General features: G+C 66.3%; 13 protein-coding genes and 3 rRNA genes. 7 read left to right on the top strand and 9 right to left on the bottom strand.

Translation table 11 applies throughout. From position 1 onward, the window contains the following. Positions 1-13 precede the first annotated feature (13 nt). The 4 genes from RCR19_RS19665 to RCR19_RS19650 form a co-directional block, all read right to left on the bottom strand. Positions 14-1021, bottom strand: coding sequence for a bifunctional lytic transglycosylase/C40 family peptidase (locus tag RCR19_RS19665; RefSeq protein WP_234380715.1), 1008 nt, complete (start codon positions 1019-1021; stop codon positions 14-16). Positions 1022-1202: 181 nt separating this feature from the next. Then, the gene (locus RCR19_RS19660) at positions 1203-1961 is read right to left on the bottom strand and encodes a trypsin-like serine protease (protein ID WP_331266328.1); all 759 of its coding nucleotides are present in this window, start codon (positions 1959-1961) and stop codon (positions 1203-1205) included. 221 nt (positions 1962-2182) lie between these two features. Then, positions 2183-2809 carry an SRPBCC family protein gene (locus tag RCR19_RS19655; protein ID WP_331266327.1) on the bottom strand — a complete coding sequence of 209 codons (627 nt, stop codon included), beginning with the start codon at positions 2807-2809 and terminating at the stop codon, positions 2183-2185. Positions 2810-2813: 4 nt separating this feature from the next. Next, complete coding sequence (locus RCR19_RS19650) at positions 2814-3170, bottom strand: metalloregulator ArsR/SmtB family transcription factor (protein WP_220293552.1); 357 nt, start codon at positions 3168-3170, stop codon at positions 2814-2816. 1061 nt (positions 3171-4231) lie between these two features. On the opposite strand from RCR19_RS19650, the gene RCR19_RS19645 reads away from it, so the two are divergent. The 6 genes from RCR19_RS19645 to RCR19_RS19620 all read left to right on the top strand — a co-directional run bounded on the left by RCR19_RS19645 (position 4232) and on the right by RCR19_RS19620 (position 11505). Continuing rightward, positions 4232-4540 (top strand): hypothetical protein, encoded by a 309-nt coding sequence (locus RCR19_RS19645; protein ID WP_059126903.1) that lies wholly within the window; start codon positions 4232-4234, stop codon positions 4538-4540. A 222-nt stretch (positions 4541-4762) separates the two neighbouring features. Continuing rightward, the gene (locus RCR19_RS19640) at positions 4763-5602 is read left to right on the top strand and encodes a hypothetical protein (protein ID WP_331266326.1); all 840 of its coding nucleotides are present in this window, start codon (positions 4763-4765) and stop codon (positions 5600-5602) included. After that, positions 5592-6905, top strand: a complete 1314-nt coding sequence (locus tag RCR19_RS19635; protein ID WP_331266325.1) for a hypothetical protein — start codon at positions 5592-5594, stop codon at positions 6903-6905. Before RCR19_RS19640 ends, RCR19_RS19635 begins: the two co-directional genes overlap by 11 nt. Further along, a complete protein-coding gene (locus RCR19_RS19630) occupies positions 6902-8461 on the top strand; it encodes an SCO6880 family protein (protein WP_331266324.1) in 1560 nt (519 codons plus the stop codon). The genes RCR19_RS19635 and RCR19_RS19630 overlap by 4 nt, the downstream gene beginning before the upstream one ends. A gap of 7 nt (positions 8462-8468) precedes the next feature. Then, positions 8469-9893 carry an ATP-binding protein gene (locus tag RCR19_RS19625; RefSeq protein ID WP_331266323.1) on the top strand — a complete coding sequence of 475 codons (1425 nt, stop codon included), beginning with the start codon at positions 8469-8471 and terminating at the stop codon, positions 9891-9893. Between the two features lie 13 nt (positions 9894-9906). Further along, positions 9907-11505 (top strand): type VI secretion protein, encoded by a 1599-nt coding sequence (locus tag RCR19_RS19620; protein WP_331266322.1) that lies wholly within the window; start codon positions 9907-9909, stop codon positions 11503-11505. Here the strand turns inward: RCR19_RS19620 and RCR19_RS19615 are convergent. The 5 genes from RCR19_RS19615 to RCR19_RS19595 all read right to left on the bottom strand — a co-directional run bounded on the left by RCR19_RS19615 (position 11502) and on the right by RCR19_RS19595 (position 18563). Beyond that, the gene (locus tag RCR19_RS19615) at positions 11502-12047 is read right to left on the bottom strand and encodes a GNAT family N-acetyltransferase (RefSeq protein ID WP_331266321.1); all 546 of its coding nucleotides are present in this window, start codon (positions 12045-12047) and stop codon (positions 11502-11504) included. The genes RCR19_RS19620 and RCR19_RS19615 overlap by 4 nt on opposite strands. Positions 12048-12204: 157 nt before the next feature. After that, positions 12205-12321, bottom strand: a 5S ribosomal RNA gene (gene rrf, locus RCR19_RS19610). An 87-nt stretch (positions 12322-12408) separates the two neighbouring features. Next, positions 12409-15511, bottom strand: a 23S ribosomal RNA gene (locus RCR19_RS19605). A gap of 300 nt (positions 15512-15811) precedes the next feature. Further along, positions 15812-17335 (bottom strand): 16S ribosomal RNA (locus tag RCR19_RS19600). The 16S, 23S and 5S rRNA genes sit together here, the layout of an rRNA operon. A gap of 679 nt (positions 17336-18014) precedes the next feature. Further along, entirely contained in the window at positions 18015-18563 is a 549-nt protein-coding gene (locus RCR19_RS19595; protein WP_331266320.1) for a MarR family transcriptional regulator, read from the bottom strand. Positions 18564-18735: 172 nt separating this feature from the next. Between RCR19_RS19595 and RCR19_RS19590 the strand changes: the two genes are divergently transcribed. After that, complete coding sequence (locus RCR19_RS19590; protein WP_331269493.1) at positions 18736-20016, top strand: MFS transporter; 1281 nt, start codon at positions 18736-18738, stop codon at positions 20014-20016. The last annotated feature ends 48 nt before the right edge of the window (positions 20017-20064 follow it).

The raw sequence follows: 20064 nt of genomic DNA, 5'->3' as shown, positions 1-20064 counted from the left end.
TTCGCACCCCGATTCACACCGTCGTGGGCAGTGCTTTCGCGCCATCCTCGGTGACACGCGTCGCCCCGAAGTACTCCGACGTGTCGATCGGGTCGAAGCGGATCACGGCACCGGTCCTCGGCGCGTCGATCATGTAGCCGCCGCCGACGTAGATCCCGACATGGTGGATGGCCCGGGAATCGGTGGGGTCGTGCGAGAAGAACACCAGGTCGCCCGGGAGCAGTTCGTCCCGCTTCGGGTGCGGCCCCGCGTTGTACTGGTCGTTGGCGACACGCGGCAGCGTGATGTTCACGCTGGCGTACGCGGCCTTGGTCAGTCCCGAGCAGTCGAAGCGGCCGCCCTGTTCGGGCGTGCCGTTGCCGCCCCACAGGTAGGGCGTGCCGAGCTTCTTCTGTGCGTAGTAGATGGCGCCGGCCGCCTGCCTGGACGGCTGGAGCCGCTGGACGGGCGCGGCGAAGCTCTTCGCCAGGGTGGTGATGGTCTTCACATAGTTCCGGGTCTCCCGGTACGGCGGCACGCCCCCGTACCTGATGACCGCGTACGCCCCGGCGTTGTACGCCGCCAGCATGTTCTCCGTCGGGTTCCCGGGCGCGTCCTTCACATAGGAGGCGAGCTTGCAGTCGTACGAGGCGGCGGAGGGGATCGCGTCGCGCGGGTCCCACACGTCGGCCACTCCGTCGCCGTTGCCGTCGATGCCGTGCGCGGCCCAGGTGCCGGGGATGAACTGCGCTATCCCCTCTGCCTTCGCGGGGCTCCTGGCGTTCGGGTTGAAACCGCTCTCCTGGTAGAGCTGGGCGGCGAGCAACGCGGGGTTGATCGCGCGGCACAGATTGCCCCACTTCTGTACGAGCGTCGCGTACGCGGCCGGCACGGCGTTCTTGGCGAGCCCGACGGACCCTCCCCCGATGCCGTTCGCGAGGTTGCCGGCGACCATGTAGACCCCGACGACGAGGACCATCACGAAGCTCAGCGCGGCACCGACGGCGACCGTCGTCCAGATCCACGCCTTACGCACCGTCAACCGCCCCTCTTCGCACGGGAGTCCGCCGAGGGTCAGTGTAGGGGCGCGCAGGGGAGCCGGACCCGAAAAGTCCTGGTCCGGCCACGCGGGGGTACGAGATCGGCCACCCAGGGAAGCTCAACTAGCGCATGCGTTCCGCGGGCCGTCCGCGGACGGCCCGTCCGCGTCCGGCACCCGATCGCTAGCGGGGAGCCGACGCCGTCCGGTACAGGTCCTGCGCCTCGTCCCCCAGCACGACGCTGTAGGAGACATCCGGCGTGGAGCCGCCCTGTTCGTGGCCGCCGAGCACACCCACGACCTCGCCGTGGGTGTTCACCCAGGGGCTGCCGCTGGTGCCGGCGGTGAATCCCGGGCAGGCGATGCGCTGTTGCGTATCGCTGAGCACGGTCGGTTTGTTGGTGCAGGTGATCGGTGTCTCCGCGGAGTCCGGGTATCCCGTGACGGTCACCGCGCTCGCCCCGGTCCCGCGTCCGGTGACGAACTTGTCGGCCCCGACGACGTCCTCGACGTCGACACCGCCGATGGATTCCAGCGTGGCGAAACCGACGTCGCTGTCCTCGTCCTCGTCACCGCTCCAGGCGTCGTCGACGAACGTCCCGGTCACCTTCCACACCCCGTAGGGCGCCTTGCCCTCCCGGTACCCCGGCGCGAACCACACCGCGCCACCGCCCAGACAGTGAGCGGCGGTCACGATCAGGTCGCGCTGTGCGCTGTGGACCACGGAGGCCGTGCAGAAGTGTCCGCCCGCCTGTGCGTCGCCCGTCCCGAAGAGCGCACCGACCCTCGCGACCGCCGCGCCGGCCTTCGCCACGGTGGTGACGCCCAGCGGTCCGGGGCCGCCGTCGGCGGCGGACACGGAGGAGGTCGTGACGGCCAGCATCACGAAGGCACCGAAGAACGCGTGCCGCCGGTTGCCTGGGGGGCGTGGGATGCGGTTCATCACCTCCCACTGTGGCCCAGGAAGGTGAGAAAGACTCCGCAAGCAATCTGAATTTCCTCTGTGATCCTCTGTCGCCGCAGGTCGGCACGGGCACGCCGCCGGTTGCCGCGTCCCCCTTTCGGACGCACCGGTGGGACTCACGACTCCTCCCCCGAAGGGCTTCCGCACGTATGCGCGACCGGGCCGACCACCGGCACGGCGAGCCCTCTCGGACGCGGGGTCTAGCCGCCCGTGTAGGCCGCCGTAGTCCGTTCCGCCGCGGCGCGCGCCGACTCCTCCGGCTCACCGGACGCCACGTTCGCCTCCCGCCAGGCCTCGCTGCTCAGCGTCACGTAGCGGCGGCCCTCGTCGGACATCAGCCACGCCATGCCCTCCGCGGGGTCCATCGAGGCCCCGGTCGCCAGGTACCGCGAAAGGCCCAGCAGACCGGTGTCCCAGCCCACGCCCACGGCCCCCGGGCCGAACTCCGCCCAGCGCTCGTCGTCCACATGCGCGATGTGCTCGAGTTCGAACCGTGTCCCGCCGTCCTCGACCGGCGTCAGGCGCAGCTCGATCCAGCTCACCTCATCGCCGTACTCCCACGTCGCGAAGAAGCTCTTCGGCGGATCGCAGCGCTCGATGGTGCCGCCCGCGTTGCCCTCGAGCTGAAAACGCCCGCCGACGCGGAGCTCTCCGGAGACCGGCAGGAACCAGCGCGGAATGCGCTCGGGGTTCGTACAGGCGTCCCAGAGGTCGTCGAGCGAGGTGCCGTACGTCCGCGAGACCGTCACCACCCGCGCCTCGCCCGCCTTGAACTCCCGCCGGCCCACCTGCCGCCGTACCACATTGATCTCGTGCGTGACGTCCATGTCGTCAGCCCTCACTCTCTCCCGTCCGGCGCCCGAGGCGGCGCTCCCGCTTCCCCCGTGCCAACTCCGTCTCCAGCGCGTCCAGCCGAGGGGCCCAGAAGCGCCGGAAGCGCCCGATCCACTCGTCGACGTCCCGCAGCGGCTCGGAGTTCACCGCGTACAGGCGTCGCGTCCCCTCGGGTCGCACCGTCGCGAACCCGTTCTCGCGCAGCACCTTCAGATGCTGGGAGACACCGGGTTGCGATATCCCGAACTCCGCCGTGATGACCTCGCAGACCGACCCGGACGTCATCTCCCCGTCGGCCAGCAGTTCGAGGATCCTGCGGCGCACAGGGTCTCCGAGCACATCGAATGCGTGCATGGGAGGCAAGATATCAGCATGCGCTTATATAAGCGAGTGCTGAACAATCGAAAACGGGCGTGCCCGGCGGCTCGCCTGGCGGACACGCGCGGGCCCCGCGGGGAAATGCGTCACATCTCCCGGGAGTCCGGTCAAGCCGTGCCCAGCGGACCGCCATCGAGCGGCCATCGACACGTAAGGCACCGCCCTCGTTCGGTAAGGGGGACGTCAGGATTCCCGAGATCTCTTGTTGTCGCGGACGCAACAAGTCATCGTCGTCCACGGGCCGCCGAGCCGTCGCCGGAACCACCGCACCGGCGCGCGGCACATGCCCTCACCGCCCCTGTCACCGCATGCTCAGGAGGCCGTACGTTGCGCCCGCCCCGCTCCCCCCGGACGAACGAACGCGACACCCGAGCCGGCGCACACGACTGCGCGAGCACACCGGCCGCCCTCGCCAAGTACCGCTTCTGCGACGGCATCCCGACCCGCACTGCCGCCAACGACCGGCCCGTGAGGGGCCGCCCGGCGGACATCGCGCCCTCCCGCCTTCTCCGTAAGGCGGTTGAGACCGAGCACCCGGCAGTCGTCGCGGACCCGACGGGCTGACCTCCGGCCACCGGGGAGGCCGGCGGCGGGGGTCGTGGGGACCCCGTCCGCCGGCGCACCGGCGGAACGGGCCACGGCACCCGGCCGCGGCCCGTTCCGCCGTCCAGCGATAGCCTTCCGCTCGTACGGGTGACACCCCGACGGAACGGTCAACACGTCCGGGCCGCGTCGCGGGTCGATCCAGGTCCTCGCTGCACGGAGGAGGTCACCGACGGAGCCGCACCGGAGGTTCCGCCCGACCCTCATTGCCCGGCGTGACCAGGCATGATACACAGAGTGACCAGATGCCCCTCGGTGAACCGTCCCACGCCCCCGAGAGGGTCCCGCGCGGGCCGATGGCAAGGGACACGTACGAAACCCGCCAATCAATGACGCCAAGTCGACATGCGACAGCGCCATCGTCAGCGACAATGACCCTGACCTCTGCGACGGTGGCAGGGGTACGGAACTACCCACTAGGGGCGGTGACTTACATGTATCTCGCGGCCGCAAAAGGCGACATCAACACGATCATCGGCGGTATCGCCCCAGACTGGGGTCCTTTCGGCAGCCTGGGCAACGAGGCTCGCGTGATGGTCGAGGTCGTGATGGCCATCGCCATCCTCCTCTGCCTGGCGATCGCGATCTGGGGCGCGGCGAAACAGCGCATCGGCGCAACGGCCCTGCGCGACACGTTCAGCGCCGAGCAGGGCAAGGGCCTCATCATCGCGGGCCTGACCGGGGTTTTCATCATCGGCTCGCTCGGCACGCTTTTCACGATCGTGTACGGCATGGCCGTCTAGACCCCGCCCCGGACCACCACGACCCTGACGCACCATCAGTCCCCGCCCGGGTGCGCAGGGTTCCCACCCTCCGACCCACCCGTCCGTCGCGCCCACCGGCTGAGGTTGCGTTCCCCAGATGTCGAGTCACCACACCGCGCCCGCGCGGAAGCCAGCACGGCTACCGTCGTACTTCTACGAGTTCCGACACGAAATGCGAATCGGCTACGAGGTCGAGGGGGCGTGCGCGGCGTGAATCTCGATGACGGTGCCTCCCGCGGGGGCGACGAACAGTACGGCGGGGTGGGACAGACCCGCACGCGGCTGCCCGAGCGGGCCGGTGACGTGTACGGGGGCGCCCGGCGGGGCCGGTCGTCGTCCCGCAGCCTGGTGACGGTCGTCGGCGTGGTGGTCCTCCTGATCGCGGCGATCGCCTTCGCGAACCGCGGGGGAGGGGACTCCTCTTCGGACAGCGGCGACAACAAGCCGAACACGTCCGCGACGGCTGCCTCCGGCACACGCCCGGTCAAGTCGAAGTCGTCCGGCATCCCCTCGGGCTTCGCCCACGACCAACAGGGGGCGGCGTCGGCTGCGGCGAACTATGCGGTGGTGTTGGGGTCCGACGGCATGTTCAACGAGGAGAGTCGGCACAGCATCGTCGACGCCATCTATACGCCGACCGCGGCGGGCAAGCTTCAAAGCCCGATGGATCAGGCCTACTCGACGGATTTCCTTGCCAAGTTGGGGCTGGATGCCAACGGCAACGCGCCGGCAGGAAGCACCTTCGTGTCGCGGACAGTCCCCGTTGGCACCAGGAGCACGCATTACACCCCCGACAACGCCAAGGTCTCGGTGTGGTACATGGGCCTCATCGGCATGTCCGGTCAGGGCTCGATCGATCCGGTCAGCTCAACCTGGAAGACGTGGAATTTCGACCTGCAGTGGCTCGACGGTGATTGGAAGATCGTCAGAGATTCCCAGACCGACGGCCCCGCCCCCGTGCCCGGCGACGACAAGGCCGCAACGTCCGACGAGATCAGCAAGGCCATCGAGGAGTACGGAGGGTTCACATATGCCCGGTAGCCCGCGCTTCGTACTCAAATTCGCGGCTGTAGTGGCCGCCGCCCAGACGCTGACCATTCCGCTGGCTGCGCAGGCTTCGGCCGCACCGTCGCCGACGCCTACTCCCACGACATCGAACGATCCGTGCGACCTCCTCATCGGCCCCGCCAAGCAATACTGCGAAAACGGCGACACCTCCGGAGGACCCGGTCCCGATACCCTGACCGATCCCCTCGACCCCCTCTCCTCCCTCGCCAAGGGCTGTGCCAACGCCGCGTCCTGGACCGTGGACAAGCTCAGCGAGGCCGTGAAGGAGACCGCCAGCGTCGACTTCACCAACCAGCAGTTCCTGCACCAGTACGAGATCGTCTTCGCCGCGTCGACCATCCTCACCCTCCTGCTGTGGCTGCTGGCCGTCGCCAAGAGGGCCGTGCGCGGCGTCCCGCTCACCACCGCCCTCTCGGAAGCGGTCGGCTTCCTCTGGCTCACCGTGCTGGCCTCGGCCTTCACCCCGCTGGTCCTCTACACGGTGGTCTCCGCGACCGACAGCGTCAGTGACGTCCTCGCCAAGGCGACCGGCGACCAGACCACCACGTTCTTCGGCGCGTTCTCCGGCGCGCTCAGCAAGGGGTCGAACATCGGCGGCGGCCCCATCATGCTGATCCTGGTGTCGCTCGTGTCGATCCTCGCGGCGGGCGTCCTCTACCTGGAACTGTTCCTGCGGGCCGTCCTGCTGTACGTCGGCGCCCTCCTCGGCGTCGTCGTCTACTCCGGCCTCGTCGACAAGAACCTCTGGGGCCACGTCCGCCGCTGGGCCGGGATCATGATCGCGGTGATCCTGGTCAAGCCGGTCATCGTCATAGTGCTCGGGCTCGCGGGAGCGCTGGCCACGGACAACGGACCCGACTCCCTGGCAGCCGTGGTCTCCGGGCTCGCCATCATCCTGCTCGCCATCTTCGCGAGCGCCATGATCTACCGGTTCGTGCCCGGCTTCGGCGACGAGATCGCCGCCTCCCGCAGCAACCGCATCATGCAGGGCGCCGAGCGCAAGGCCGCCGCCGTCATCAGCTCCCCGGCGACCCTCGTCGCCCAGGGCATCAAGACCCACAGCACACGCGCCGACAGCAACGGCGGCGGTGGCGGCAACCAACCGCCGCGCCCCGCAAACCCGGTGTCCGGCGGTGTGGCCGCGCACAGCACCCGCGCCCCCGGCGGCGGATCCGTCCCCGCCACGCCCCCACCGCGTACCAGCCCGGCCGACACTCCGCACGCCGGCAGGACCCGCAACAGCAGTACCAACCGCACGGGAGGTGAAGGGCGTTGACGACCGAGTCCCACCTGTCGCATCCGGTCACGCCCCGCCGGACATATCTGATCGGCCGCGCCCGGCCGAACGCGATCATCGGCCGCAACCGCGAGTCCGGCGAGATCGTGCTGATCATCGCGGGCGCGTTCCTCGGCATGATGTGCGGCCTCCTCGTCCCCTTCCTCGCGCTGCGTATCGTGCTCCTGATGGGTTTTCCGCTGCTCGCCCTGGCCGCCGTGTACATCCCCTACAAGCACCGCACGTTCTACAGGTGGTTCGAGATCAACCGCACGTACAAGAGGACGCTGCGGCAGGGAACGACGTACCGAAGCAGCGTGATGGAGGCCGGCACCGCCTTCGACGGACGCGAGGTCGAGATCGGACCGCCCCCGGGCATCGGGCGCATCAGCTGGCTCGCCGCCCCGTTCGGGCCCGACGAGATCGCCGTACTGCTGCACGCCGACCGGCGGACCGTGACCGCCGCCATCGAGATCGAGGGTCCCGGCGTGGGCCTGCGCGACAGCGAGGACCAGGAGGCCCTCGTCGACCGCTTCGGCACGCTCCTCAAGCACGTGGCGAACGGCGACGGCTTCGTCACCCGCCTCCAGATGCTCGCCCGGACCCTGCCCGCGGACCCGGACGCACACGCGAAGGACGTCGCCCAGCGCGGCGACGAACGCGCTCCCACATGGCTGCGGCAGTCCTACGACCAGCTCCAGTCCATGGTGTCCACCAGCAGCGAGCAGCACCGCGCCTACCTCGTGGCCTGCATGCACTACACCCGTGAACTGGCGGCCGAGGCCCACACCATGGCGCGGGCCGCACGCCCGCAGGGCGGCAGGAAGGTCGACCGGGACGCGGGCCTCGCGGTCGTCATGGCACGCGAGCTCACCGACATCTGCTCGCGGCTCCAGGAAGCCGACATCCGCGTACGGCAGCCCCTCGGACAGGGGCGGCTCGCCTCCCTCATCCACTCCATGTACGACCCCGACCACCCCATCGACCACATCCAGGCGATGACGAGGCGCAACGCCTGGCCCGCCGAACTCGACGCCATGGAGCCCACCTACCTCCAGGCCAAGACCCGGGAGTCGTCGACGCGGGCACCCTGGTGCCACGCCACCGCGTGGGTCAAGGAGTGGCCCATGACGCCGGTCGGCGTGAACTTCCTGGCGCCCCTCCTGGTCCACACCCCGGACGTCATCCGCACGGTCGCCGTCACCATGGACCTCGAACCCACCGAGGTCGCCATCGAGCGCATGCTGACCGAGAAGACGAACGACGAGGCGGAGGCCAGCCGCGCCGCCAAGATGAACCGCACCGTCGACCCCCGCGACATCGCCTCCCACTCCCGTCTGGACCAGCGGGGCGAGGACCTCGCGAGCGGTGCGGCCGGCGTCAACCTGGTCGGCTACATCACCGTGTCCGCCCGTTCCCCGGAGGCCCTTGCCCGGGACAAGCGGACGATCCGGGCCTCGGCCGGCAAGTCCTATCTGAAGCTGGAGTGGTGCGACCGCGAGCACCACCGCGCCTTCGTCAACACGCTCCCCTTCGCCACCGGCATTCGGAGGTAAGGACCTGATGCGGGATCCGCTGTCCGTCCTGACCGACGCCTTCACGTCCTTCCTCTTCGGCAAGGTCGAGACCACCCGGCTGCCCGTCCGCACCTCCACGGGCCAGGCCCAGGCCGTCTACCTGCCGACGGCCGCACCGGGACTCGGCGACTCCGGCGTGATCATCGGCCGCGAGGTGTACTCCGGGAAGGGATACATCTACGACCCCTTCCAGCTCTACGGTCAGCAGCTCCCCGCTCCGCACTGGCTGGTCCTCGGCGAATCCGGCAACGGCAAGTCGGCCCTGGAGAAGACGTACGTCCTGCGCCAGCTGCGGTTCCGGGACCGGCAGGTCGTGGTCCTCGACGCGCAGGGCGAGGACGGCGTCGGCGAGTGGAACCTGATCGCGGAGGAGCTGGGCATAACGCCGATCCGGCTCGACCCGACGGCTGCGCTCGACCACGGCATCCGGCTCAATCCGCTGGACCCCTCGATCACGACGACGGGACAGCTCGCCCTGCTCCGCACGATCATCGAGGTCGCGATGGGACACGGCCTGGACGAGCGCTCCGGCTTCGCCCTGAAGGTCGCCCACGCCTACGTCAACGAGACCATCGTCGAGCGCCAGCCGGTGCTGATGGACATCGTCGAGCAGCTGCGCCACCCCGAGCCCGAGTCGGCCGAGGCGATGAACGTCGCCCTCGACGACGTCCGGGCCTGGGGCCTGGACGTGGCGCTGGTCCTGGACCGTCTCGTCGACGGCGACCTGCGGGGCATGTTCGACGGGCCCACGACGGTCGGCATCGACCTGGACGCGCCGCTGATCGTGTTCGACCTGTCCCACATCGACCGCAACTCGATCGCCATGCCGATCCTGATGGCGATCGTGGGCGTGTGGCTGGAGCACACCTGGATCCGTCCCGACCGGAAGAAGCGCATCTTCCTGGTCGAGGAGGCCTGGCACATCATCAACAGCCCGTTCGTGGCCCAGCTGTTCCAGCGGCTGCTGAAGTTCGGGCGACGGCTCGGCCTGTCCTTCGTGGCGGTCGTCCACCACCTCAGCGACGTGGTGGACGGGGCCGCCGCCAAGGAGGCCGCCGCCATCCTGAAGATGGCCTCCACCAGGACGATTTATGCCCAGAAGGCGGACGAGGCACGGGCGACCGGCCGCGTTCTCGGCCTGCCACGATGGGCTGTGGAGATCATCCCGACGCTGACACCGGGCATCGCGGTCTGGGACGTCAACGGCAACGTCCAGGTCGTCAAGCACCTGGTCACGGAGTCCGAGCGGCCGCTCGTGTTCACCGACCGCGCCATGACGGAGTCGTCCAGCGACCGGCAGACGGACGACGCCCTGCGCGCGGCGGAGTTGGAGGCGGAAGAGCGCGCGGCAGCATTCATGGAGCAGCGGCTGAGCGACATGGACGGCTCGTCCGAGTCCACGGTGGCATAGACATGGGGTCCCGATGAGACCAGGCAAGGAGCAGCGGGACGGCCAGGGCGGCGTCTCCGACGGTCTGTTGGTGGGTGTACTGGCCTTTCTGCTCGGTGTGACGCTGATGGTGTGGTCGGCCACCGGCCTCTCCGGCTGGTTCGCGCAGGGCGCATGGCCCCATGGCGTCGGGCTCAGCAACACACCGGTGGCGATGCGCCATCTGATCGCCGAGCCGCACGACATCGCGGCCGCGTGGCCCAACACCCCCGCGGACCAGCTCTCCGGCTACGGGCTGTTCTGGGGCCTGTTCATAGGCGAACTGATGGTGCTGTTCGTGCTCACCGTCTTTGCGATCGGCACGGTGGCACGCTGGAAGGCGGTACGGGCGCGCCGCAGGGCCGCGCCCGTTCAAGCCCTGTCACCGGCACGGGTCGCGGGGCCACCGAGCCCCGTCCCGGACGTCTCGGCCCGGGACGCCGGCACGGCCCTCGTCGCCGATCCGGCACCGGTTCCCACCCCACGCCCCGGTGCGGGGGAGCACCATGACCCCGAGCCCACGGCTCCGGCACAGGCACCCGTCCGGACCACCCTCGAACAGCCCGCCGCCGCCACTGCGGAGCCCGTCAGGACCGCCGGGCACGTCGGCGTGGTGAGCGAGCGGAGCGGCCTCGGAGCCTCACCGTCCACCTCCTTGACGCCCGCGTCCGTGGTCCTCGGCGCGCCCGACGTCCGTCATCCCGTCGCCGCCCAGTCGGTACGCGACGCCGAAGGACCCGTCCTGGTCGTCACCTCGAACCCCGCACTGTGGTCCGAGACCAAGGATGCCCGCGCGAAGCTCGGCCCGGTCCTCCTCTACGACCCCTCGCACCTGTGCGACACCCCGGCCCGGCTCCACTGGGCACCGTCCGCCGGCTGCGAGGACAAGACGACCGCGGCGGCCCGAGCCGTCGCGCTGCTCGCTCCGGTCCGACCCACGGCCCGTATCGACCAGGCGGTCGCGGACGTCGCGGAAACGCTCCTGCGGAGCTATCTCCACGCGGCGGCCGTCGACGGCCGCACCATCCGGCACATCCACCGCTGGGCCCAGGGCACCCAGGTCCAGGAGACGGTACGGGTACTGCGGACGAACCCCAAGGCTGCGTCAGGCTCGGCCGGCGAGCTGGAGGCGGCGCTCACCTCGCATCCCGAACGCAAGGACGTGGCACAGGAGCTGACGGCGCGTGCCCTGTCCTGCCTCTTCACGGTCAATATCCGCGAGGCATGCACATCCAACCGAAGTGACAGCCTTGCCTTGGATTCCTTCGTCAACGAAGGGGGCACGCTTTATGTGGTGGGTGAATCCATCGAGGACCCCAGGCAGCACCCCGGCGCCATGCCCCTGCTGACGGCCCTCTCCTCCAGCGTGGTCGAGCGCGGCCGGCGCATGGCCGAACGGTCATCCTCCGGTCGCCTCGACCCACCACTCACCCTCGTCCTGGACGACGTGGCAGCCGTGGCCCCGCTCCCACAGCTCCCCGAGCTGCTCTCCACCGGAGAAGTCCGCGGCCTGCCGACCCTGGCCCTGCTCCGCTCACGCGAACAGGCCCGCGCACGCTGGCCGCAGTACGACCTGCCGGTGCAGAGCCACTAGTACCGCTCGATCACCATCTCCAGTTCCGAGTCCTCACCGTCCCCGGACAGCGGTACGGTGACCCCGCTCGGCACGAACCCCGCCTTGCGGTAGAAGGCCCTGGCCCGCACGTTGTCCTCGTGGACGATGAGCCGCACGCGCTCGGCACCGCGTCCCCACGCCCACTCCAGACCGGCGTCGAACAGCGCTTTGGTCAGCCCGGTTCCGCGGTGCCCGGGCCGCACGAACACGGCGACGACATGTCCCTGTCTCCGGTCCACATCGAACCCGGCCCAGTCCGTCGTGCCGGCCTCCTCGAGCAGCACGGTCAAGGTGCCCGCCCATGTTCCGTCCGGTGCCTCGGCGATGATCTGCTGGGCTCCGGTCTCCCCTTCCGCGGCTCCCGCCGCCCGCTCCTGCCAGAACGAGTCCGGCTTGGCGAGCGCGTCCTCGTAGGTCTCCAGGAACGCGAGATGGGCGACCGGGTCCTGGAGCGCGGCGAGCCGCAGCTTCTTCGCGGCGGGCCAGTCCTCGGGACGTATGGATCGGATGACGTGAGACATGCGGCCACGCTAACGGCCGCACGCGGCAGATGCGCCCCAATTTTCCGCGGAGCCCCGGCCGCACATGATCAGTGAACGCCGGCAAGCGGAGCCGGAAACGCGAAAGAGCCCCAACTCACGGGTATCCACCCGGAGTTGGGGCTCTTTCTCAATATTTGTTCGGCGGTGTCCTACTCTCCCACAGGGTCCCCCCTGCAGTACCATCGGCGCTGAAAGGCTTAGCTTCCGGGTTCGGAATGTAACCGGGCGTTTCCCTCACGCTATGACCACCGAAACACTACGAAACAGAACGCCACACCACCCACAACAATGGGCGGGGCTGTTCGTGGTTTCAGAACCAACACAGTGGACGCGAGCCTCTATGGACAAGCCCTCGGCCTATTAGTACCGGTCACCTCCACACGTTACCGTGCTTCCAGATCCGGCCTATCAACCCAGTCGTCTACTGGGAGCCTTACCCCATCAAGTGGGTGGGAGTCCTCATCTCGAAGCAGGCTTCCCGCTTAGATGCTTTCAGCGGTTATCCCTCCCGAACGTAGCCAACCAGCCATGCCCTTGGCAGAACAACTGGCACACCAGAGGTTCGTCCGTCCCGGTCCTCTCGTACTAGGGACAGCCCTTCTCAAGACTCCTACGCGCACAGCGGATAGGGACCGAACTGTCTCACGACGTTCTAAACCCAGCTCGCGTACCGCTTTAATGGGCGAACAGCCCAACCCTTGGGACCGACTCCAGCCCCAGGATGCGACGAGCCGACATCGAGGTGCCAAACCATCCCGTCGATATGGACTCTTGGGGAAGATCAGCCTGTTATCCCCGGGGTACCTTTTATCCGTTGAGCGACGGCGCTTCCACAAGCCACCGCCGGATCACTAGTCCCGACTTTCGTCCCTGCTCGACCCGTCGGTCTCACAGTCAAGCTCCCTTGTGCACTTACACTCAACACCTGATTGCCAACCAGGCTGAGGGAACCTTTGGGCGCCTCCGTTACCCTTTAGGAGGCAACCGCCCCAGTTAAACTACCCATCAGACACTGTCCCCGATCCGGATCACGGACCCGGGTTAGACATCCAGCACGACCAGACTGGTATTTCAACGACGACTCCACCTGAACTGGCGTCCAAGCTTCACAGTCTCCCAGCTATCCTACACAAGCCGAACCGAACACCAATATCAAACTGTAGTAAAGGTCCCGGGGTCTTTCCGTCCTGCTGCGCGAAACGAGCATCTTTACTCGTAGTGCAATTTCACCGGGCCTATGGTTGAGACAGTCGAGAAGTCGTTACGCCATTCGTGCAGGTCGGAACTTACCCGACAAGGAATTTCGCTACCTTAGGATGGTTATAGTTACCACCGCCGTTTACTGGCGCTTAAGTTCTCAGCTTCGCCCACCCGAAAGTGAGCTAACCGGTCCCCTTAACGTTCCAGCACCGGGCAGGCGTCAGTCCGTATACATCGCCTTACGGCTTCGCACGGACCTGTGTTTTTAGTAAACAGTCGCTTCTCGCTGGTCTCTGCGGCCACCCCCAGCTCAGACCGTAAAGATCATCACCAGGTGTGGCCCCCCTTCTCCCGAAGTTACGGGGGCATTTTGCCGAGTTCCTTAACCATAGTTCACCCGAACGCCTCGGTATTCTCTACCAGACCACCTGAGTCGGTTTAGGGTACGGGCCGCCATGAAACTCGCTAGAGGCTTTTCTCGACAGCATAGGATCATCCACTTCACCACAATCGGCTCGGCATCAGGTCTCAGCCACAAGTGCAACGGATTTACCTATCACACGGCCTACACCCTTACCCCGGGACAACCACCGCCCGGGATGGACTACCTTCCTGCGTCACCCCATCACTCACCTACTACCACCTTGGACCGGCGGCTCCACCACTCCCCTTCACCCGAAGGATCCAGGACGGCTTCACGGCCTTAGCATCAGAAGGTTCGATGTTTGACGCTTCACAGCGGGTACCGGAATATCAACCGGTTATCCATCGACTACGCCTGTCGGCCTCGCCTTAGGTCCCGACTTACCCTGGGCAGATCAGCTTGACCCAGGAACCCTTAGTCAATCGGCGCACACGTTTCCCACGTGTGAATCGCTACTCATGCCTGCATTCTCACTCGTCAACCGTCCACAACTACCTTCCGGTGCTGCTTCACCCGGCAGACGACGCTCCCCTACCCATCACAACACCCGTTAGGGCTATATGCTGCAATGACACGACTTCGGCGGTACGCTTGAGCCCCGCTACATTGTCGGCGCGGAATCACTAGACCAGTGAGCTATTACGCACTCTTTCAAGGGTGGCTGCTTCTAAGCCAACCTCCTGGTTGTCTGTGCGACTCCACATCCTTTCCCACTTAGCGTACGCTTAGGGGCCTTAGTCGATGCTCTGGGCTGTTTCCCTCTCGACCATGGAGCTTATCCCCCACAGTCTCACTGCCGCGCTCTCACTTACCGGCATTCGGAGTTTGGCTAAGGTCAGTAACCCGGTAGGGCCCATCGCCTATCCAGTGCTCTACCTCCGGCAAGAAACACACGACGCTGCACCTAAATGCATTTCGGGGAGAACCAGCTATCACGGAGTTTGATTGGCCTTTCACCCCTAACCACAGGTCATCCCCCAGGTTTTCAACCCTGGTGGGTTCGGTCCTCCACGAAGTCTTACCTCCGCTTCAACCTGCCCATGGCTAGATCACTCCGCTTCGGGTCTTGAGCGTGCTACTCCAACGCCCTATTCGGACTCGCTTTCGCTACGGCTACCCCACACGGGTTAACCTCGCAACACACCGCAAACTCGCAGGCTCATTCTTCAAAAGGCACGCAGTCACACCAAAGTGCTCCCACGGCTTGTAGGCACACGGTTTCAGGTACTATTTCACTCCCCTCCCGGGGTACTTTTCACCATTCCCTCACGGTACTATCCGCTATCGGTCACCAGGGAATATTTAGGCTTAGCGGGTGGTCCCGCCAGATTCACACGGGATTTCTCGGGCCCCGTGCTACTTGGGTATCTTCCAAACGAGCCGCTGACGTTTCGACTACGGGGGTCTTACCCTCTACGCCGGACCTTTCGCATGTCCTTCGTCTACATCAACGGTTTCTGACTCGTCCCACGGCCGGCAGACCGCAGAAGAAAGAACCCACAACCCCGCACACGCAACCCCTGCCGGGTCTCACACGTATACGGTTTGGCCTCATCCGGTTTCGCTCGCCACTACTCCCGGAATCACGGTTGTTTTCTCTTCCTGAGGGTACTGAGATGTTTCACTTCCCCTCGTTCCCTCCACACTGCCTATGAGTTCAGCAGCGGGTGACAGCCCATGACGACTGCCGGGTTTCCCCATTCGGAAACCCCCGGATCAAAGCCTGGTTGACGACTCCCCGGGGACTATCGCGGCCTCCCACGTCCTTCATCGGTTCCTGGTGCCAAGGCATCCACCGTGCGCCCTTAAAAACTTGGCCACAGATGCTCGCGTCCACTGTGCAGTTCTCAAACAACGACCAACCACCCGTCACAGCCCACCGAAGCAGACTTTTACCGGGGTCGGCGCCGAAGGACGAGCAGCGCTCGCACCCTCAGACACCCAACAGCGTGCCCGACACCCTCGCCGACAAGATCCGCGTTCCACGCCGAAGCAGTACTAACGTCCTCATCCATCCAAGAGTGCCGAATAGTCAACGTTCCACCCATGAGCTGACCACCGTCGATCATTCGCCGACGTAGTGGCTCTGGCCGCCTTGCGGCAGCTAGATGCTCCTTAGAAAGGAGGTGATCCAGCCGCACCTTCCGGTACGGCTACCTTGTTACGACTTCGTCCCAATCGCCAGTCCCACCTTCGACAGCTCCCTCCCCGAGGGGTTGGGCCACCGGCTTCGGGTGTTACCGACTTTCGTGACGTGACGGGCGGTGTGTACAAGGCCCGGGAACGTATTCACCGCAGCAATGCTGATCTGCGATTACTAGCGACTCCGACTTCATGGGGTCGAGTTGCAGACCCCAATCCGAACTGAGACCGGCTTTTTGAGATTCGCTCCACCTCACGGTATCGCAGCTCATTGTACCGGCCATTGTAGCACGTGTGCAGCCCAAGACATAAGGGGCATGATGACTTGACGTCGTCCCCACCTTCCTCCGAGTTGACCCCGGCGGTCTCCCGTGAGTCCCCAGCACCACAAGGGCCTGCTGGCAACACGGGACAAGGGTTGCGCTCGTTGCGGGACTTAACCCAACATCTCACGACACGAGCTGACGACAGCCATGCACCACCTGTACACCGACCACAAGGGGGCACCCATCTCTGGATGTTTCCGGTGTATGTCAAGCCTTGGTAAGGTTCTTCGCGTTGCGTCGAATTAAGCCACATGCTCCGCCGCTTGTGCGGGCCCCCGTCAATTCCTTTGAGTTTTAGCCTTGCGGCCGTACTCCCCAGGCGGGGCACTTAATGCGTTAGCTGCGGCACCGACGACGTGGAATGTCGCCAACACCTAGTGCCCACCGTTTACGGCGTGGACTACCAGGGTATCTAATCCTGTTCGCTCCCCACGCTTTCGCTCCTCAGCGTCAGTAATGGCCCAGAGATCCGCCTTCGCCACCGGTGTTCCTCCTGATATCTGCGCATTTCACCGCTACACCAGGAATTCCGATCTCCCCTACCACACTCTAGCCTGCCCGTATCGACTGCAGACCCGGAGTTAAGCCCCGGGCTTTCACAATCGACGCGACAAGCCGCCTACGAGCTCTTTACGCCCAATAATTCCGGACAACGCTTGCGCCCTACGTATTACCGCGGCTGCTGGCACGTAGTTAGCCGGCGCTTCTTCTGCAGGTACCGTCACTTTCGCTTCTTCCCTGCTGAAAGAGGTTTACAACCCGAAGGCCGTCATCCCTCACGCGGCGTCGCTGCATCAGGCTTTCGCCCATTGTGCAATATTCCCCACTGCTGCCTCCCGTAGGAGTCTGGGCCGTGTCTCAGTCCCAGTGTGGCCGGTCGCCCTCTCAGGCCGGCTACCCGTCGTCGCCTTGGTGAGCCGTTACCTCACCAACAAGCTGATAGGCCGCGGGCTCATCCTGCACCGCCGGAGCTTTCCAACCTCCCAGATGCCCGGGAGGCTCGTATCCGGTATTAGACCCCGTTTCCAGGGCTTGTCCCAGAGTGCAGGGCAGATTGCCCACGTGTTACTCACCCGTTCGCCACTAATCCACCCCGAAGGGCTTCATCGTTCGACTTGCATGTGTTAAGCACGCCGCCAGCGTTCGTCCTGAGCCAGGATCAAACTCTCCGTGAATGTTTACCGGATATCCGGTCGAACACCACGAGAGCGGAACCAGGAAGAGGAATAATCCCCCCGGTCCACAGCGTCCTCGCTGTGTTATTTCAAAGGAACCTCGCCCCGATCAGAATGACCGGAGACGGGGTATCAACATATCTGGCGTTGACTTTTGGCACGCTGTTGAGTTCTCAAGGAACGGACGCTTCCTTCGTACTCACCCTCTCGGGCTTTCCTCCGGGCGCTTCCCTTCGGTGTTTCCGACTCTATCAGACCATTTCGCGATCCGATTTCCTCGGTGCTTTCCAGGTTTACGCTCTCGCGTTTCCCTTTCCGGCGTTGTCGACTCTATCAGATCCCTCAGTTCCCTTCGGGGCCTGACTCCCAGTCAACCGGGTTTGCCCTTACGGCTGTTGGGCCGTTCGGACTCGCCAAACCCTAGCGGATCTCTCCGGCGATTCCCAATCGAGTGGATCTCGAGTGGTTCTGCGTCGACACGCGCCGAAGAAATCGAATTCGGGCGCGCCGAAATCGATCCCATCGGGAGATCTTGCTGAGTGGTTTGACTGCCGCTGTCGCGGCGGGAGTTGCTGCCGGAGAAGCGTTACAGCCTCGTGGCAACTCGGAGAACTTTACGGATCTGGGGTTGGACTGTCAAGCCTGCCCGGGCCGACGCAGCGCCAAACCTCCGCCTGCGTCAGTCCAGGTCGCTGAGGCGTCCGCCGGCGTCCGGCTGGGCGTCCTCCACCCGGCGCAACAGGCGGGTCAGCACCTCACCGAGGACCGAACGGTCCTCGGTGGAGAGGTCCTGGAGGAGGTCCTCCTCGAAGCGGGAGGCCAGGCGCATCGCTTCGAGCCACTTCTCGCGTCCCTCGGAGGTCAGCTCCACGATCACCCGGACGCGGTTGGCCTCGTCGCGCTCACGGGTGACGAGCCCTTCGCTCACCATGCGGTCGATGCGGTGGGTCATGGCGGCCGGCGTCAGGCCGAGCCGCTTGGCCAGGTCGCTCGGACCCATGCGGTACGGGGCGCCGGACAGCACCAGCGCCTTCAGCACCTCCCACTCGGCGTTGCTGATCCCGAGCTCCGCCGTCTGCCGGCCGTAGGCGACGTTCATACGGCGGTTGAGCCGGGACAGCGCGGAGACGATCTTCTCCACCTGCGGGTCCAGACCCTGGAATTCGCGCTGGTAGGCGGCGATCTGTTCGTCGAGCGTCGGCTCACTGCCGCCGGGGGTGTCACCCATGGCCGCAGTATGGCACGCACCTGCTTGGCGTTGAAGTCCTTCACAGTGTAATGTTGAAACGGTCAACTTTAGCTTCTAAGTCTTCAGGGTTAACTGCTTCAGAGGTGAGACCTTCTGGTCGTGCACTCCGGGCGGTCCCTCCTTCCCAAGGCAGGTGAACGTGACCAGAGCGATGGGCGCAGCGATGCGCCGGATCCATGTAGGCAACGCACTCAGCGCGTTCGGCCTCGGCTTCACCGTCCCGTATCTGTACGTGTACGTGGCCCAGGTGCGCGACCTCGGTGCCGCGACGGCGGGCCTCGTGCTCGCCGTGTTCGCCGTGGCCGCCCTTGTCGTCCTGCCCTTCGCCGGGCGGGCCATCGTCCGGCGGGGTCCCCTTCCGGTGCTGCTCACCGCCCTGGTCGTCGCCGCGGCCGGCGCCCTGAGCCTGGGCCTCGCCGCCACCGCCGTGCGCGTACTCGTCTCGGCGGCGCTGCTCGGTGCGGGGCAGGCGGTGATGCAGCCCGCGCTGGCCACGATGATCGTGGACTCCTCGACCACGCGGACGCGGTCGCGTGCCTTCGCCATGCAGTTCTTTCTGCAGAACCTGGGGCTCGGTGTCGGTGGTCTGATCGGGGGGCACCTCGTCGACACCACGCGCGCCTCGTCCTTCACCCTGCTGTTCGCCGTCGAGGCCGCGATCTTCCTGCTGCTCGCGGTGATCATGGCGACGGTCCGGATCCCGCATCTGCCCCAGGCGGAGGCCGACGCGCAGCGAGGCGGCCGGTCGAGCTGGAAACAGTTGCTGGGCAACCGCGCCATGGTGCAGCTGTGTGTACTCGGCTTCGTGCTGTTCTTCGCCTGCTACGGCCAGTTCGAGTCCGGACTGAGTGCGTACGGCGTGGAGGCGGCCGGAGTCTCCACGTCCGCGCTGGGCACGGCGCTGGCGGCGAACACGATGGTGATCGTCGTGGCGCAGTTCGCCGTGCTGAAGTTCGTCGAGCGGCGGCGACGGTCTCGGGTGATCGCGGCCGTCGGGCTCCTCTGGGCCGTCGCCTGGGCGATCGCGGGCTACGCGGGTCTCGGGCACGGCAGCAAGACCATGGCGACCGCCGCCTTCGTCTCGACGTACGCGCTCTTCGGGCTGGGTGAGGCCATGCTGTCGCCGACGCTCGCCCCGCTGGTCGCGGATCTTGCGCCGTCGGGCATGGCGGGCCAGTACAACTCGGCGTTCGCCCTGGTCAAGCAGCTTGCTCTGGCGGTGGGCCCGGCGGTCGGAGGTCCGCTGGCCGCGTCGCTGCCGGCGCCGTACGTCGTGACGTTCCTGCTGTTCTCGCTGGGCATCACGTTCCTAGCGGTCCGGCTCGGGCGCAGCCTCACACCCGCCCAGAACCACCCCTCGAGGAGCCGCGTGGTTGCCCAGGGGGCACCGGGTCGCACGGACGGTCTGGAGGTCAGCCCGTCCTGCGCGTGAGCGACGGGTCCCTGAAGCCGGCCGGGGTGCGAGCGCACGACCACACGG

The organism is Streptomyces sp. WAC07094, from assembly GCF_036320405.1.
GTDB lineage: Bacteria > Actinomycetota > Actinomycetes > Streptomycetales > Streptomycetaceae > Streptomyces > Streptomyces lannensis.
Note: the sequence above shows the minus strand (reverse complement) of the source record. Positions and strands in the feature narration are given on the sequence as shown.